A 13,954-nucleotide genomic window follows, 5' to 3' on the forward strand; every position below is an offset into this window, starting at 1 on the left:
CGAGCATGCGCCGAGGCACGGGCGGCGCATGTCAGAGGGATGCACGATGCCGCGACGACACCCCCACGGCCACGCCATGCCGCCGCACCTGCGGGCGGCGGCCGTCGACTGCGTCCTGCTGGTCGTCGAACCGTTGCTGGACGTGTTGGAGGAGAGCGCCGCTACGCACGGCGCGTGGGCGACCGACGTCATGATCCGCATGAACGACGCGGCGCACGCGATCGGCGACCTGGTCAACGTCATAGCAGCCCACCTGGAGTGCGAGGGCGCGGACCGGAAGGTCGTCCGGCGGTTGCTGCACGCCGACGACGGCGGGCCCGAGGCGGCCACGCGCACTGATTGGTGGCCGGACTACTACGGGTTCTACCGGCTCCCGGACTGGATGTGCGACCAGGTGCGAGGTTCGCTGGCCTTCGTCACCTTGCGCCTGGCGGTGTTGCTGCGGTGCGTCGGGCGGGCCAGGGATGCGCGTTGGCCGGCGAGGTGCCTGCTGCCGATGGCCGAGGCGATGGATGAACTGGACCGGATCGTCGAAGTGCTCGGGATCATGCCGACGAAGTCGTCGGCCACGACCTGGAACCGGCCGCGGCTTCGGGCGGACATGCCGTCCCGGGAAGGCCGCGCGTACCTCGCCGAACTCCTCGAAGTCCCGCGCGGGCCCGGAGAGTCGGCGTGTCACCTCGCCGGGACCTTCAGCAGGGGGCGCTGGTCGACGGCGGAGGAGGTGGACCGGTTCCGGGACCTGGCCCTCGCGATGCTGGGCCTGCTCGACGAACGGCTGCACGGGCACCGCTGGGCGGATGACGAAGACCGGCCACTGCCGCTCGTGCGGGACGCTGCCGTGGCCTGCCTTGCCGGGTTGGACGCCGCGGCCAGGGGCAGCGACCTGGCCTGGCTGGAGGAGGACGAGCGGCGCCGCGCCCTGGCCGCGGCCGACGCGTTGACCGCGAGGACGGCGCAGGGCCTCTCCGGGGGCCACCGGTGAGCGGCCCCGCCGTCGGGGTGCGGCTGGTGTGGCTGTTGGTGGCCGTGCTGGTCTCCACCGTCGTCGGGTTGGTGACGTTCATCCTCCGCACCCGGCTCGGGGCGCGGGCGGGTGAGGCGGCGTTGTGGGCCGGGTCGGCGTTCGGGGGGAGCATGCTGGTGGCGCTCGGGGCGCTGGCGTTCGTGGCCGGGTGATGTCGTGGCCGATGATCCGGGACGCTGTTGCGGGTGATCGCGAATGGGTCTTGAATGGTCCAGACCACAACGGGAGGGATGCACACCCATGACTGTTCCTCAGCGCACCGTCGTCCTGGGGACGTTGGGCTTCGGCACGATCGTCGACGAGGAGACCTCGTTCCGGATCCTGGACCACTTCATCGAGAACGGCGGAACGGTCCTCGACACCGCGAACAACTACGCGTTCTGGCTCGACGGCGCGACCGGGGACGAGAGCGAGGCCGTCATCGGACGCTGGCTCGCCAGCCGCAAGGCGCGGGACAAGGTCGTCATCAGCACCAAGGTCGGCGCCCGGCCCACGGTGCCCGGGGCCGGTCTGGAGGCGGCGGAGGGCCTGTCGGAGAAGGCGGTCCGGGCCGGCGTCGAGGCCAGCCTGCGGCGCCTCGGCACGGACCACGTCGACGTCTACTGGACGCACATCGAGGACCGCTCGGTGCCGCTCGCCGAGACGGTGGAGACCCTGGCCGACCTGGTGACGTCCGGGAAGGCCGGCGAGGTCGGCGCCAGCAACCACGCCGTGTGGCGGGTCGAGCGGGCCCGCGCGCTCGCCGGGGACGGCCCGCGCTACGCGCACCTGCAGTACCGGTACTCGTACCTGCAACCGCGCTTCGACGTGCCGCTGCTGTCCTCGGCCCATGTGCACGTGACGTCCGAACTCCTGGACTACGTCCGCTCCGAGGGCGACCTGCGGCTGTGGGTCTACAGCCCGATCCTCTCCGGCGGCCTGACCCGCGACGACGTCGAGATCGGCGCAGCCTACGACCACCCGGGTACCCCGAAGCGCCTCGCCGCCCTGCGTGCGGTGGCCGAGGAGACCGGCGCGACCGTCAACCAGGTGGCGCTGAGCTGGCTGCTCGACCACGAGGCGCGGATCCTGCCGCTGGTCGGCGTGAGCAAGGTCGCCCAGCTAGACGAGGCGCTCGGCGCGCTCGACGTGACGCTGACGGCCGAGCAGCGCCGGACGCTGGACGAGGCCGCGCTGTAGGCGCTGTCCTGAGGGGCCGGGCCGTGACCGGGCCGGCCCCTCAGGACGCCGGGTAGCCGATCTCGGCGACGTCGTCGGCGACTATGGCGAGGGTGAGGTCCGGGTTGAGGGCGGACACGACGGCGTCGGTGAGCGGGCGCAGCGCGAGGACGTGGGCGATCGCCGAGGGGTCGAGGCCGTCCTCCAGCTCGTAGTACTCCTCGGCCCACTCCCGGTACGCCTCCGCCGGATCCTCGGCGGCGAGCAGCCCGAAGAGTCCCACCCCGCCCGTGGGTCCGGCGGACGGCGCCCGCCACGCGGCGTCGCCGGGCTCGCGCCAGAAGCAGACGGTGGCGAGCGGCACACCGTCCTCCTCCCCGAATGCCGGCTCCGTCACGCAGGAGCGGAACGCCGGAGGCACCTCCGCGAGCAGCCGCGCCCCCGCGTTCGGCGCCGCGTGGTCGAACCCGCGCGCGTACACCCCGGCGGCGGAGAAGACCATGAACCAGTCGTCGCCCTGCCCGTCCCGCATGGACGCCATCTCCTCGCCCTCGCTCCAGCGCGCGTTGAAGGAGTAGTAGCGGTCCACCCAGTCGGGGCCGAGGATTGCTTCGAGCATGGCGATGCCCCGGCAGCGGTCGCGCAGGGCGGCGGGGCCGGGCAGGCGGGCGAGGAGTTCACGCATGCCGGCAGTCAAGCAGGGGCCGCCGACAGCCGGTCAGGCCGGCCCGTCGGCCCGGTCCGCGCAGGGGTCCCGGAACGGGGCCTCCGGGACGAGCTTCTTCCAGATCTCGGCGGTGAGAGCGCCGCGGCCGGTCGCGCAGATGGTGTCGATGGCCGCCGTGGGGTCGAGGTCCCAGAGCCGGACGCTCCCGTCGGCGCTCGCCACGGCGACGGTACGGCCGTTCGGCGTGAGGGCGATCGAGTCGACTGCGCCGGTCGGCCCGGTGAGGAACGCTCCCGGTGCCGTCTCGATCCACCGGCCCTGCTGCTGGAGGGACACGATCCGGACGGCGCCGGTTCCGCCGCCGACGGCCAGGGTGCGGCCGTCGGGGCTGAAGGCGGCGGCGCTGGGGAAGCTGCCGGGCACGAGCCATTGGCCCCCCCCTCTCGGCAGGGAACACCCGGGTGTCGAAGCTCCGGACGTAGAAGTCGTCCCTCTCACTGTCCACCAGCAGGACCCCACCGTCGGGACGGACCCAGAGCGCGGGAACCCCGGAGAACAGGACGTCCCACGTTCCCCGAGGGGCCGAGGGCTCACGGGCGAGGTCGTGCAATCCCATCCGGGACGGAGTGCCGACCCAGAGGGATCCTCCGTCCGGGGTGAACCCCAAGGAGAGGACCGGTCCCGGCCCGTTGGGCGGCGCCCCGCGCAGGAAGCGGGGCCGGGCCGGATCGGTGATGTCCCAGACCCTGGTGCTGCCCTCACGGTGCCCGGTTGCGAGCCTTCGCCCGTCGGGGCTGAACGCCAGCGTGCTGACGACGGGGACGGGGTCGTCGGCGGGGAGCCGGGGGCCGAGCAGGACGGGCCGCTGCGGGTCGGTGACGTCGACCAGGGAGACCGTTCCGGAGGCGCCCCTGAGGTCTCCGGTGCCGACGGCGAGGGTTCGTCCGTCGGGGCTGAACGCCAGTGCACGGACCGGTTGCACGGCTTCCGGCGCCACCGATCCCAGCAGGACCGGACGGTGGGGGTCGGAGACGTCCCACAGCACCGTCGCCGTGTTCCCCCGGGTGGCGGCGAGCAGGTGCCCGTCCGGGCTGAACGCCACGGGGCCGGCGGTGGCGAGGAGTGTGGGCGGCAGGGTCCAGACGATGGCGTGGCCGGCCGCGCCGGTCGTCGCCACGGTCCGGCCGTCCGCGCTGATCACGAGAGACGCGGTGGCGTCCGGCTTGGCGGCCGGGAGGTCGGCGACCCTGGACACGGCGGAGAGGTCGGCGACGTTCCAGAGGCCGGCCGCGCCGTTGCGGTCGACGGCGGCCAGCCACTGCCCGGGGCTGTCCAGCGCCGCCGATGCGAGGGGGACACCCCGACCGGAGAGCTGGCGGCTGGTCAGCCCGAGCGCGGGGACGCGCGGGTCGTGGACGTCCCAGAACTGGAGCGTGTCGTCGATGCCGCCGGTGACGAGCAGCCCGCGGGAGGGAGCGGCCGCGAGGAGCCTCCCGTTGGGGCTGAAGGCCGAGAGGCGTGGTGCGGAGTCGGTGGTCCGGTCGGTGAGGTCCCACAGTTCGACCGCGCCGTTCGAGCCCTCGGTGACCAGGACGGCGCCCTCCTGAAGGAATGTCGCCGAGGCCACCGGGCCGCTCGGGAGAATCTGGGGCCGGGACGGGCCGGGACGCGGATTCGGGCCGGTGAGGTCCCAGCGCGAGATCAGGGCGCCCGCGCCGTCCGGAGTGCTTCCGACGGCGGTGAGAACGCGCCCGTCCGGTGTGAACAGCACCGCGGTGTCGCCCCTCGCGCTCTGCGCTCCGGGCAACGCGAGAACTGTCGGGTCGGCTCGATCCGCGAGATCCCAGAGGTGAGCGGTGCCGGAGTCGGTGCCGGCCGCGAGCAGGCGGCCGTCCGGACTGATCGCGAGTGAGGTGATGCTGTGATCCTTCTCCGCCTGGAAGTCGCCGAGCCTGGCTGGCCGGGATGCCCCGGGGCGGGGCATCAGCCGGATGGTGCCGTCGTCGAATCCCAGCGCGAGGACATCTCCCGCCGGGGAGAGGGCGGCGGATCGGACGGCCCCCTCGGAGCCGGAGGCCGTGGTGCCGGCCGTTTCGGTGACCACCCCGTTCTGGTACTCCACGAGCCTCGCGGCCAGCGCCTCCTTCGGGGCGCGCCGGTAGGCGGCCAGGGCGAACTGCGCGCTGAGGCGCGGGTCCGTGGCCTTCAGGCCCTCTGCCACCGCCGAGATGTGCTCGACGAGGCGACGCTCCGCGTCCTCGCGCTGTTGTGCCGCTTGGATCCTGGTGACGACCAGGGCGCCGGACGCGACCATGGCGAGCACGAGGCTGAAGGCGACCAGGGCGCGCCGAACCCGGCGCCGGCGCCTCCGCAGGCGCCTGGCCGCGGCCAGGAAGGCCCGGCCGGTGTCGCTGAGGTCGCCGTCGTGGTCGGCGACCCACTCCTCGGCCGTCTCCAGACGGGCGCCGCGGTAGACCAGGGACGGGTCGCCGGTGCGGTCCCACGCGTCGGCGGCGTGCTCCAGATCCTGGCGGACCAGGTGGCCGGCGCGGTCGCGGTCGAGCCACTCGTGCAGGCGCGGCCAGGCCTGGAGCAGGGCCTCGTGGGCGATGGTGACGGTGTCCTGCCCGGCGGTGAGCAGGCGCTGGCGGGTGAAGGCGGCGACGGCGTCGGCCGCTGCCCGTTCGTCGGGTAGGCCGCTCACCAGCTCGGCGTGGGTGACGTGGCGGCGGGTGTCCTCGGTGTCGCGGCCGATGACGACCAGGCGCAGGAACAGGGTGCGCGCCGCCGCCCGGCCCTCGGGCGTGAGCGCCGTGTACGCCGCGTCGGCGGTGCGGGCGACGGCGCCGTGGATGCCGCCGGTGAGCCGGTAGCCCGCGACGGTCAGGACGCCCGCCTCGCGTTGCTGCCAGGTGGCCCGCAGGGCGTGGGCGAGCAGGGGGAGGCCGCCGGGGCCGGCGCCGCCGAGGTCGGCGAGCAGCAGTTCGACCAGGCCGTCCTGCACCTCCAGGCCGACCGCCTCGGCCGGGCGGCGGATCGCCTCCTCCAGCTCGGTTTCCGTCAGCGGGTCCAGCAGGACGGGGGCGGCCCGCAGGGCCTCGCGCAGGCGCGGGTCGGCCGCGCAGTGGGCGTAGAAGTCGGCGCGCACGCCGAGCACGACCAGGGCGTTCGCGTCCGCCGTGCGGGCGAGGCGGTCCAGTACCTCGACGAACCAGGCGCGTTCGGCCTCGTCGGCGCCGAGGGTGAAGACCTCCTCGAACTGGTCGACGACGAGGACCAGGCCGGAGCCGCGCACCGCGTCCAGGACGGCGGCCGCGTACGCGGCCGGGTCGTCGTCCCGGGATGCCCGGGACACGTCCGCGAAGGCCGCCGCCAGCGCGGCCGTCGGTGAGGCCGTCGGCGTGAGCAGCACCTGCCGCCAGTCGGCGGAGCCGGGCGACGGCAGGGCGCCGTCGGCGACGGCCGGGAGCACGCCGGCCGCGAGCAGCGAGGACTTGCCCGCGCCGGACGGGCCGAGCACGATCAGCGGGCCGCCCCGGCGCAGCTGCTCGTCGAGCCGCCGGCACACCTCGGCGACGGCCCGGTCGCGGCCGTGGAACCAGGTGGCCGAGGAGGCGCCGAAGGGCTCAAGACCGGGGTACGGGCAGGCGTCGCCGCCACCGCGTGCCGCGCGCGGGGCCGGGCCGCCGTGGACGGTGGTGATGTGGAGGTCCCGGCCGGCCACGTACGCGTCGCCGCCGCCGGAGACGGTGACGTCCTGGCGCCGGGCGGGCTCCTGCGGCTCGGTCACGTCAGTCGGCGGTCCGGCGGTGGACGGTGAGGTCGCGGCCGGCCTGGTAGACGCTGCCGCCGCCGCTGACGTGCGCGGTCATCGTCACCGGTCCCGAGGGCCGGTCACCGCCTTCGGCCAGCAGGCCGTCGACCAGGGCGCGCAGCTCGCCGGCGGATTCGGGGTGGGTGACGAGCAGCCGGGCCAGCCTCGCCTGCCACTCGTTCACCAGCAGGACCCGCAGGCCGGCGGGGTCGGCGCCGGACTCCTCGGCAGCGATCAACTGCTCGCGGGCGTCCTCCAGGTCCTCCGCGACCCGTTCCGGGCGGGCGCGCCGCCACAGGGCCAGGACGCCCGACTTCACGGCCGGCCAGGTGTCGGACGCGACGGCGCCCACCAGGTGGGTGGCGCCGGTGGTGGCCAGGGTCGTCAGTTCCGAACTGAGGTCCATGGCACCACGATAGGGGACGGCGATCTGGCGCGACGTCAGAACATCACGGCCGCAGAGAGATCCGCAGGTCCTGCCCCCGGTGGTCGGACATCCCCCGGTCGTCGACGAAGGCGTACCGCCGCACCGCCACCGCACGCGAGGTGAACGCCCAGTCCAGGCGCCACCAGTCGGCGCCGAGGGCGGAGCCCCAGCTGCCGGGGTAGAGCTCGCCGCTCGCCGAGCGGGCGTCGTCGAAGCGGGCCCGCAGCGGGTCGAGGTCGCCCATGGCGGGGCTGGTGTTGAAGTCCCCGGCGATCAGCAGGGGGTGCGGGTTGGCGGCGGCGTCGCGCTCCAGGGCGGTGAACTGCTCGCGGCGGGCGGCGTCGGCCTCGCGGACCACCCGGTAGAAGGCGCCGCCGAACACCGACTCCCGGGTGTCGACCTGGACCGGGATGTGCACGTTGTAGAAGGACACCGTGCGGCCGTTCACGTCGAGGTCGGTGCGCAGCACCTTGCGCCGGGTGAAGGTCTCCGCCCAGGGCGCGTCCGGGGCCGGCGCCGGGCCGACCGGCGGGGTGGCGAGCACCGGGTAGCGGGAGAGGGTGACCAGTTCGCCGGCCACCACCACCTGGTAGCCGGGGAACTCCCGGTGGATGCGGTCGAGTTCGTCGATCTCGGTGTGGGTCTCGCGCACCCAGGCCAGGTACTCCTGCAACAGGTAGACGTCGGCGTCGCGGGAGCGCAGGAAGCGGTAGAAGGCGTCCGGGTCGTCGGTGGTGTCCCAGTACTCGGTGTTCCAGGAGAACACCGAGAGCGCCGGGCCGGCCGCCGAAGGGCCCGAACCCGGCAGCAGGGCGGACCAGTTGAGTCCGGTCCGGGGAAGTCCGGCGACCAGCAGCGCCAGCACCGTCGGCACCAGCCACCGGCGCAGCGGCGGGCCCGGGACCGTCCACACCAGCGCGAGCAGCGTCACCGGGACGGCGAGGAACAGCAGCGGCGGTGCCAGCCCGGGTATCAGCCAGAACCACCACCGGCCGCTCGCCAGGAAGTCCGCCAGCAGGAACACCGCCCACAGCCCGGTGGCACCGGCCAGCAGCCGCGGACCGACGGAGGGCCGGGGGCGCGGGGAAACGGAATCCGGATCCATGCGGCGGAGCGTAGCAGGCGAACGGAACGCCGGAATTCCGGTATCCGCCACCCGGACACCCCCAATACGGGGACGATACCCGCCCGATACGGGGCCCGCCTGAACTGGGCCCATGACGTTTTCCGTATCGGTCGTCATTCCGGCCCACAACGCGGCCCGCACCCTCGCGGCCTGCCTCGACTCGGTGTACGCCCAGACCCATCCGCCGCACCAGGTGATCGTGGTGGACGACGGCTCCGCCGACGCCACCGCCCGCATCGCCGAGGGCTACCGGCACCCCGCCGGCGGCCCGCCGTGCACGCTGGTCCGGCAGTGGCCCAATCGCGGTGTTTCCGCCGCGCGGAACGCCGGAATTGCCGGGGCCACCGGTGACGTCGTCTTCTTCCTGGATTCCGACGAGGCGCTGACGCCCGATTCGGTGGCGAACGCGCTGGAAATCCTGGAAAAGGACCCGGAATGCGGTTGCGTGCACGGAGTGATCGCCCCCGCGCCGCTGTTCGACGACGGGCCGGTGGAGCGCTACCGCGTCCTGCACGCCTACTGGTGGCGGGCGCGCGGCGCCGGGGTCGTGGAGACCGCGTTCTTCGCCCAGGCGGCCGTGCGGCGCGAGGTGTTCGAGCGGATCGGCGGCTTCGACGAGAGCCTGCGCGACTCCGAGGACCTCGAACTCAGCGACCGGCTCGCCCCGCACTACCGCATCGTGCTGACCGAGCGGGTGATGGCGTACCACGACGAGGTCGACCGGCTCGGGCCGCTGCTCGCCGAGACGTACCGGCGCGCGCTGGTGCTCGTCCCGGCGCTCGCCTCGGCGCGGCGCGGCGGGCGGCGCAACCTCACCGCCAACAGCCCCGCCTCGGTGGCCGCCGCCGCGTTCACCCTGGCCGCGCTGCCGCTGGCCCGCCGCCGACCGCTGCTGCCCGCCGCGGGAGTGGCCGCCTTCTGCGCCGCCAACGCCGGACTGCTGCGCTTCGCCGCCCGGCAGCACGGGGCCGCCTTCGTGCCGTACGCCGCCGGCGTGCACTTCCTGGTGATCGGCTCGCTGTTGACCGGTGCGGGCGCCGGCGCGCTGCGGATGCTGCTGCCCGGGGGCGGAGCGGCCCGGCGGCGCACGGCGGAGCAGCGCGCGGCAGGCGCGCGCACGGCGGAGCGGCGCACGGCGGGGGAGCGGCCCTGATGGCGGAGCGGCTGCGCAGGCTCCTCACCCCCGCCATCGTCCTCGCCGCCCTGGTCGGCGTCGGCCTGCTGCTGCGCCACGAGGGCCCCGTCGCCGCCCGCGCGCTCGGCCGCGCCGACGCCGTCCCGCTGCTGCTCGCCGCGCTCGCCGCGAACGTCGGCGGCCTCGTCCTCGCCGTGCACGCCTGGCGGGTGCTCGTCCCCGCGCCGCCCGGCAGCGCCCCCGGCACCCCGGGACCGATCCGCGGCCTGACCGCCGCCCGGATCTACTTCCTCGGCCAGCTGTCCAAGTACCTGCCCGGCCGGGTCTGGGGCGTGGTCACCCATGTCACCCACGGCCGCGCGGCCGGCGTGCCCGCCGCCACGATGACCTCCGCCTACCTGCTCAGCCTCGCCCTCACCCTGCTCACCGGCGCCGGCGTCAGCCTGCTCGCCGCACCCGCCGCCCTGCCCGGGCAGTGGTTCTGGCTCTGGCTGCCCGCCGCCGGCCTGCTCGCCTGCGTCGCCCGCCCCGCCCTGGCCACCCGCCCGGTCGTGGCCCTGGCCAGGCTCGCCCGCCGCAGCGTCGAACCGCCGCCGGACGCCGCCGTGCGCCGGGCGATCGCGCTGGCCGTCGCCTCCTGGCTGGTCTCCGGACTGCACCTGTGGTTCCTCGCGATCGCCCTCGGCGCGCCCGCCGCCGACTCCGCCGGGGCCGGCATCGGCGCGTTCGCGCTCGCGACCGTGGTCAGCAGCCTCGCCGTGGTCGTCCCCGACGGCTGGGGCGTGCGCGAACTCACCATCACCGCCGCCCTGGCCACCGTGCTGCCCGGCGGCACCGCCGCGACGGCCGCCGTCGCCAGCCGGGTGGTGTGCGTCGTCGCCGAACTCGGCAGCTCGGCCGCCGTCCTCGCCTGGGCCCGGCTGCGCGGCACCCCGCTCGCCCCCGGCACGCCCCTCGCCCCCGGCACGCCCGCACCGTCCGGTACGCCCGCCCCGTCCGGCGAGCCTTCCCCGTCCGGCACGCCCGACCCGCCCCCCGCCCCCGGCCGCCCCGACCCGCCACTGGCCCCGCCACCCGCCCCGATGGGAGACACCCGTGTACACCCTTGACGACGCCGAACGGTTCGAGGTCGGCGAGGTGCACGACCTGTACCGCCGCTACGTGAACAAGAGCCAGGTCTCGCTGATGACCTCCTTCGGCTTCGGCCGCGAGCTCGTCGCCCACGCCGAGGGCGCCCACCTCACCCTCACCGACGGCCGGCGGATCCTCGACGTCACCGGCGGCGTCGGCGTGCTCAACCACGGCCACAACCACCCGCGCATCCTCGCCGCCCGCGAACGCTTCGCCCGCCAGAACCGGATGGAGGTCCACAAGACCTACTTCTCGCCCTACCTCGCCGCCCTCTCCCACAACCTCGCCGAGGTGCTGCCCGGCGACCTGTCGATGTCCTTCCTCCCCAACTCCGGCGCCGAGGCGGTGGAAGGCGCCGTCAAACTCGCGTACAAGTACCACAACGGCAAGCGGGGCACCGTGCTGCGCGCCGACCGCGCCTTCCACGGCAAGCTCCTCGGCTCCGGCGGCCTCACCGGGCAGGCCCAGTTCGCCTTCCCGACCATCCCGGGCATCGACACCTTCGCCTACAACGACCTCGCCTCGGTGCGCCGCGCCGTCGCCGCCCACCCCGGCGACGTCTACGCGATCCTCATCGAGCCGTTCAGCGCCTCCACCATCGAGGCCTGCTCCGAGGGGTTCCTGCGCGGACTGCGCGAGCTGTGCGACCGCGAGAAGATCGTGCTGATCTTCGACGAGATCTACACCGGCTGGGGCAAGACCGGCACCCTCTTCCACTTCATGCGCTACCCGGGCCTGCTGCCCGACGTGCTCACCACCTCCAAGTCCTTCGGCGGCGGAAAGTCCTCCATCTCCGCGTTCATCGCCCGCGAGCCCGTCTTCCGCAAGGCCTACGACAACCTCGGCGACGCCCTGCTGCAGTCCACCTCCACCACCTACTACGGCTTCGGCGAGGAGTGCGCCACCGCCCTGGAGGCCGTCAACATCGCGGTCGAGGACGACTACCCGGCCCGGGCCCGCGCCATCGGCGCCGTCCTCGAACCCGGCCTGCGCCGGATCGCCAAGGAGCACCCCGACACCGTCGCCCGGGTCGACGGGGCCGGCGCGCTGTGGGGCGTGTTCATCGACGGCGGGCCCCGCATCCTCGACCTGGTCGCCAAGCTCGCCCCCGGCGGCATGGCCCGCGACCCCCGGTTCAAGACCAAGCTGGTCACCTGCGCGGTCATCAACGCCCTCTACCAGGACCACGGCATCTTCGCCTACTACACCCTCAACGGCCGCAACCCGCTCATCATCGGGCCCTCCCTGGTCACCGACCCGGCCGACGTCGAACGCACCGTCGACGCCCTCGGCACCGTCCTCGACCAGGGCCTCGGCCGGCTGGTCACCCGCTTCGTCAAGCAGAAGGTGGGCTCCCAGTGGTGACCTCCGGCCCCGCCCCCGAGCGCACCCCCGAGCGCACCCCCGCGCTGACCGTCGCCGTCACCGGCGCCGCCGGCATGCTCGGCTCCCGCCTCGCCGAACGCCTCACCGCCGACGGCCACCGGGTGCGCGGCATCGACCTGCGCCCCGGACCGGGCGTCGAGGTCGTCGGCGACATCCGGGACCGCGCCGCCCTCGACCGCGCCCTGCACGGCGCCGACGTCCTGGTGCACGCCGCCGCCGCCCTCCCCAGCTACCCCGACGAGCAGATCCGCTCGATCATCGTCGACGGCACCCGCGCCGTCCTCGCCGCCGCCCGCGCCGCCGGCACCCCCCGCGTCGTGCACATCTCCTCCACCGCCGTCTACGGCCTGCCCCGGCTCGTCCCCACCCCCGAGACCCACCCCCGCGAACCGGTCGACACCTACAGCCGCGCCAAGGCCGCCGCCGAGGAGATCGCCGAACGCCACCGCGCCGACGGCCTGTGCGTGCCGATCCTGCGCCCCAAGACGTTCGTCGGCCCCGGCCGGATGGGCCTGTTCGCCATGCTCTTCGAATGGGCCGAGGAGGGCCGCCACTTCCCCGTCCTCGGCCGCGGCGACGTGAAGACCCAGATGTTCGCCATCGACGACCTGGTCGACGCCGTCGTCACCGTGCTGCACGCCCCCGACGAGGTCGCCAACGACACCTACAACCTCGCCGCCGCCGAATTCGGCACCCTGCGCGAGGACTTCCAGGCCGTGCTGGACGCCGCCGGCCACGGCAGGCGCGTGGTGGGCCTGCCCGCGCGGCCCGCCCTCGCCGTCCTCAACACCCTGCAGCGCGCCCGCCTGTCACCCGTCTACGGCCGCCTGCTCCACAAGCTCACCGCCGACTCCTACGTCTCCATCGACAAGGCCCGCGACCGGCTCGGCTTCGCCCCCCGGCTCTCCAACCAGGACGCCATCCTGCGCACCTACCAGTGGTGGCGCACCGCCCGCCACGAACCCCCGGCCGGCCGCGCCGCCGGCCCCAACGCCGGGCGCACCAGCCGCGACCCGTGGAGCCAGGGACTGCTGTCCGCCGTGAAGATCTTCTTCTGAGGAGCGCTCCGCCATGACCTCCCTGAGCGAACAGAGCTCACAGCACGGCCAGAGCCCGCAGCACGGCCGGAGCCCACAGCACGAGCCGGGCACACCGGGCGGCGGACCGCCCGAACCCGCCCGACGCACCGCCGCCGCCGGGCCCTCCCGGCTGCCCGCGCCACTGGCCCTGCTCCGCCCCGGGCAGTGGCCCAAGAACGTCCTCGTCGTCCCGCTGCCCCTGCTCGGCGCCGACCTCGCCTGGGACATGGCCGCCCGGATCGCCGTCGCCATGGCCGCCTTCGTCCTCGCCTCCTCCCTCGTCTACGTCGTCAACGACCTCGCCGACGTCGAACGCGACCGCCGCCACCCCGTCAAACGCCACCGCCCGCTCGCCGCCGGCCGCATCACCCCGCGCGCCGCCGTCGCCCTGGCCGCCCTCCTCGCCGCCCTGCTCGTCCCGCTGCTCGCCGCCTCCGGGCCCGGCGTCGCCGCACCCGTCCTGCTCTACCTCGCCGTCAACGCCGCCTACAGCTGGAAGCTCAAACACCTGCCGCTGCTCGACGTCTTCGTCGTCGCCACCGGCTTCGTGCTGCGCCTGCTCGGCGGCTACGGCGCCAGCGGCCGCCCGCTCTCCGCCTGGCTGGTGCTCACCGTCCTCACCCTCTGCCTGGTCCTCATCGTCGGCAAGCGCCGCCACGAACTCGGCGTCGCCGGCAGCGGCCACCGGCCCGCCCTGGTCGGCTACTCCGCGCACTTCCTCGACCTCGTACTCGTCCTCTGCTCCGGACTCACCGTCGTCGGCTACCTGCTCTACCTGCGCACCGAGTCCGGCTTCGAGACCGGCGCCCTGCTGACCGCCCCGCTGGCCCTGTTCGCGCTCTTCCGCTACCTGCAGATCGTCGTGGTCCACGCCGAGGGCGGCAACCCCGTGCGCACCCTGCTGCGCGACCGCGCCATGCTCGCCACCGCCGCGCTCTGGGCCGCCCTCCTGCTCACCTTCCAACTCACCTGACACCCACCGACCTCGACCCCCAGCGGTCCGA

General features: G+C 74.5%; 12 protein-coding genes and 1 pseudogene. 8 read left to right on the forward strand and 5 right to left on the reverse strand.

The features are described from left to right. Window positions 1-46 precede the first annotated feature (46 nt). The 3 genes from ACFC0B_RS01030 to ACFC0B_RS01040 all read left to right on the forward strand — a co-directional run bounded on the left by ACFC0B_RS01030 (window position 47) and on the right by ACFC0B_RS01040 (window position 2,206). Entirely contained in the window at window positions 47-985 is a 939-nt protein-coding gene (locus tag ACFC0B_RS01030; RefSeq protein ID WP_376080339.1) for a hypothetical protein, read from the forward strand. Next, window positions 982-1,179 (forward strand): hypothetical protein, encoded by a 198-nt coding sequence (locus tag ACFC0B_RS01035; protein WP_376080342.1) that lies wholly within the window; start codon window positions 982-984, stop codon window positions 1,177-1,179. The genes ACFC0B_RS01030 and ACFC0B_RS01035 overlap by 4 nt, the downstream gene beginning before the upstream one ends. A gap of 88 nt (window positions 1,180-1,267) precedes the next feature. Beyond that, complete coding sequence (locus ACFC0B_RS01040) at window positions 1,268-2,206, forward strand: aldo/keto reductase (protein ID WP_376080345.1); 939 nt, start codon at window positions 1,268-1,270, stop codon at window positions 2,204-2,206. A gap of 40 nt (window positions 2,207-2,246) precedes the next feature. On the opposite strand, the gene ACFC0B_RS01045 is transcribed toward ACFC0B_RS01040, so the two are convergent. The 5 genes and pseudogenes from ACFC0B_RS01045 to ACFC0B_RS01065 all read right to left on the reverse strand — a co-directional run bounded on the left by ACFC0B_RS01045 (window position 2,247) and on the right by ACFC0B_RS01065 (window position 8,198). Next, window positions 2,247-2,870 (reverse strand): hypothetical protein, encoded by a 624-nt coding sequence (locus ACFC0B_RS01045; protein WP_376080348.1) that lies wholly within the window; start codon window positions 2,868-2,870, stop codon window positions 2,247-2,249. Window positions 2,871-2,903: 33 nt separating this feature from the next. Next, window positions 2,904-3,614 (reverse strand): WD40 repeat domain-containing protein, encoded by a 711-nt coding sequence (locus tag ACFC0B_RS01050; RefSeq protein WP_376082326.1) that lies wholly within the window; start codon window positions 3,612-3,614, stop codon window positions 2,904-2,906. After that, window positions 3,601-6,642 (reverse strand): annotated as a pseudogene (locus ACFC0B_RS01055) (hypothetical protein); the annotation flags it as partial. The pseudogene ACFC0B_RS01055 and the gene ACFC0B_RS01050, both read right to left, overlap by 14 nt. A 1-nt stretch (window position 6,643) precedes the next feature. Then, complete coding sequence (locus ACFC0B_RS01060; RefSeq protein ID WP_376080351.1) at window positions 6,644-7,072, reverse strand: hypothetical protein; 429 nt, start codon at window positions 7,070-7,072, stop codon at window positions 6,644-6,646. A 43-nt stretch (window positions 7,073-7,115) separates the two neighbouring features. Continuing rightward, complete coding sequence (locus tag ACFC0B_RS01065; RefSeq protein ID WP_376080354.1) at window positions 7,116-8,198, reverse strand: endonuclease/exonuclease/phosphatase family protein; 1,083 nt, start codon at window positions 8,196-8,198, stop codon at window positions 7,116-7,118. Between the two features lie 112 nt (window positions 8,199-8,310). Between ACFC0B_RS01065 and ACFC0B_RS01070 the strand changes: the two genes are divergently transcribed. The 5 genes from ACFC0B_RS01070 to ACFC0B_RS01090 are packed head-to-tail and all read left to right on the forward strand — an operon-like array spanning window position 8,311 to window position 13,923. After that, the gene (locus ACFC0B_RS01070; RefSeq protein WP_376080357.1) at window positions 8,311-9,372 is read left to right on the forward strand and encodes a glycosyltransferase family 2 protein; all 1,062 of its coding nucleotides are present in this window, start codon (window positions 8,311-8,313) and stop codon (window positions 9,370-9,372) included. Then, on the forward strand, window positions 9,372-10,463 hold the full coding sequence (locus tag ACFC0B_RS01075; RefSeq protein WP_376080360.1) for a lysylphosphatidylglycerol synthase domain-containing protein: 1,092 nt from the start codon (window positions 9,372-9,374) through the stop codon (window positions 10,461-10,463). The genes ACFC0B_RS01070 and ACFC0B_RS01075 overlap by 1 nt, the downstream gene beginning before the upstream one ends. Next, window positions 10,450-11,850 carry an aspartate aminotransferase family protein gene (locus ACFC0B_RS01080; RefSeq protein ID WP_376080362.1) on the forward strand — a complete coding sequence of 467 codons (1,401 nt, stop codon included), beginning with the start codon at window positions 10,450-10,452 and terminating at the stop codon, window positions 11,848-11,850. Before ACFC0B_RS01075 ends, ACFC0B_RS01080 begins: the two co-directional genes overlap by 14 nt. Beyond that, on the forward strand, window positions 11,847-12,929 hold the full coding sequence (locus ACFC0B_RS01085; RefSeq protein WP_376080364.1) for an NAD-dependent epimerase/dehydratase family protein: 1,083 nt from the start codon (window positions 11,847-11,849) through the stop codon (window positions 12,927-12,929). The genes ACFC0B_RS01080 and ACFC0B_RS01085 overlap by 4 nt, the downstream gene beginning before the upstream one ends. A 13-nt stretch (window positions 12,930-12,942) precedes the next feature. Beyond that, window positions 12,943-13,923, forward strand: coding sequence for a UbiA prenyltransferase family protein (locus ACFC0B_RS01090; RefSeq protein WP_376080367.1), 981 nt, complete (start codon window positions 12,943-12,945; stop codon window positions 13,921-13,923). Window positions 13,924-13,954: the final 31 nt, after the last annotated feature.

The sequence above is a fragment of the Kitasatospora sp. NPDC056184 genome (genome assembly GCF_042268405.1).
Classification (GTDB): Bacteria; Actinomycetota; Actinomycetes; order Streptomycetales; family Streptomycetaceae; genus Kitasatospora.

What these genes read in the sequence shown, in the direction of transcription:
- ACFC0B_RS01040 (WP_376080345.1), top strand. Translation starts at nt 1,268, where the DNA reads ATGACTGTTCCTCAGCGCACCGTCGTCCTGGGGACGTTGGGCTTCGGC.
- ACFC0B_RS01030 (WP_376080339.1), top strand. Translation starts at nt 47, where the DNA reads ATGCCGCGACGACACCCCCACGGCCACGCCATGCCGCCGCACCTGCGG.
- ACFC0B_RS01065 (WP_376080354.1), bottom strand. Translation starts at nt 8,198, where the DNA reads ATGGATCCGGATTCCGTTTCCCCGCGCCCCCGGCCCTCCGTCGGTCCG.
- ACFC0B_RS01075 (WP_376080360.1), top strand. Translation starts at nt 9,372, where the DNA reads ATGGCGGAGCGGCTGCGCAGGCTCCTCACCCCCGCCATCGTCCTCGCC.
- ACFC0B_RS01070 (WP_376080357.1), top strand. Translation starts at nt 8,311, where the DNA reads ATGACGTTTTCCGTATCGGTCGTCATTCCGGCCCACAACGCGGCCCGC.
- ACFC0B_RS01060 (WP_376080351.1), bottom strand. Translation starts at nt 7,072, where the DNA reads ATGGACCTCAGTTCGGAACTGACGACCCTGGCCACCACCGGCGCCACC.
- ACFC0B_RS01090 (WP_376080367.1), top strand. Translation starts at nt 12,943, where the DNA reads ATGACCTCCCTGAGCGAACAGAGCTCACAGCACGGCCAGAGCCCGCAG.
- ACFC0B_RS01045 (WP_376080348.1), bottom strand. Translation starts at nt 2,870, where the DNA reads ATGCGTGAACTCCTCGCCCGCCTGCCCGGCCCCGCCGCCCTGCGCGAC.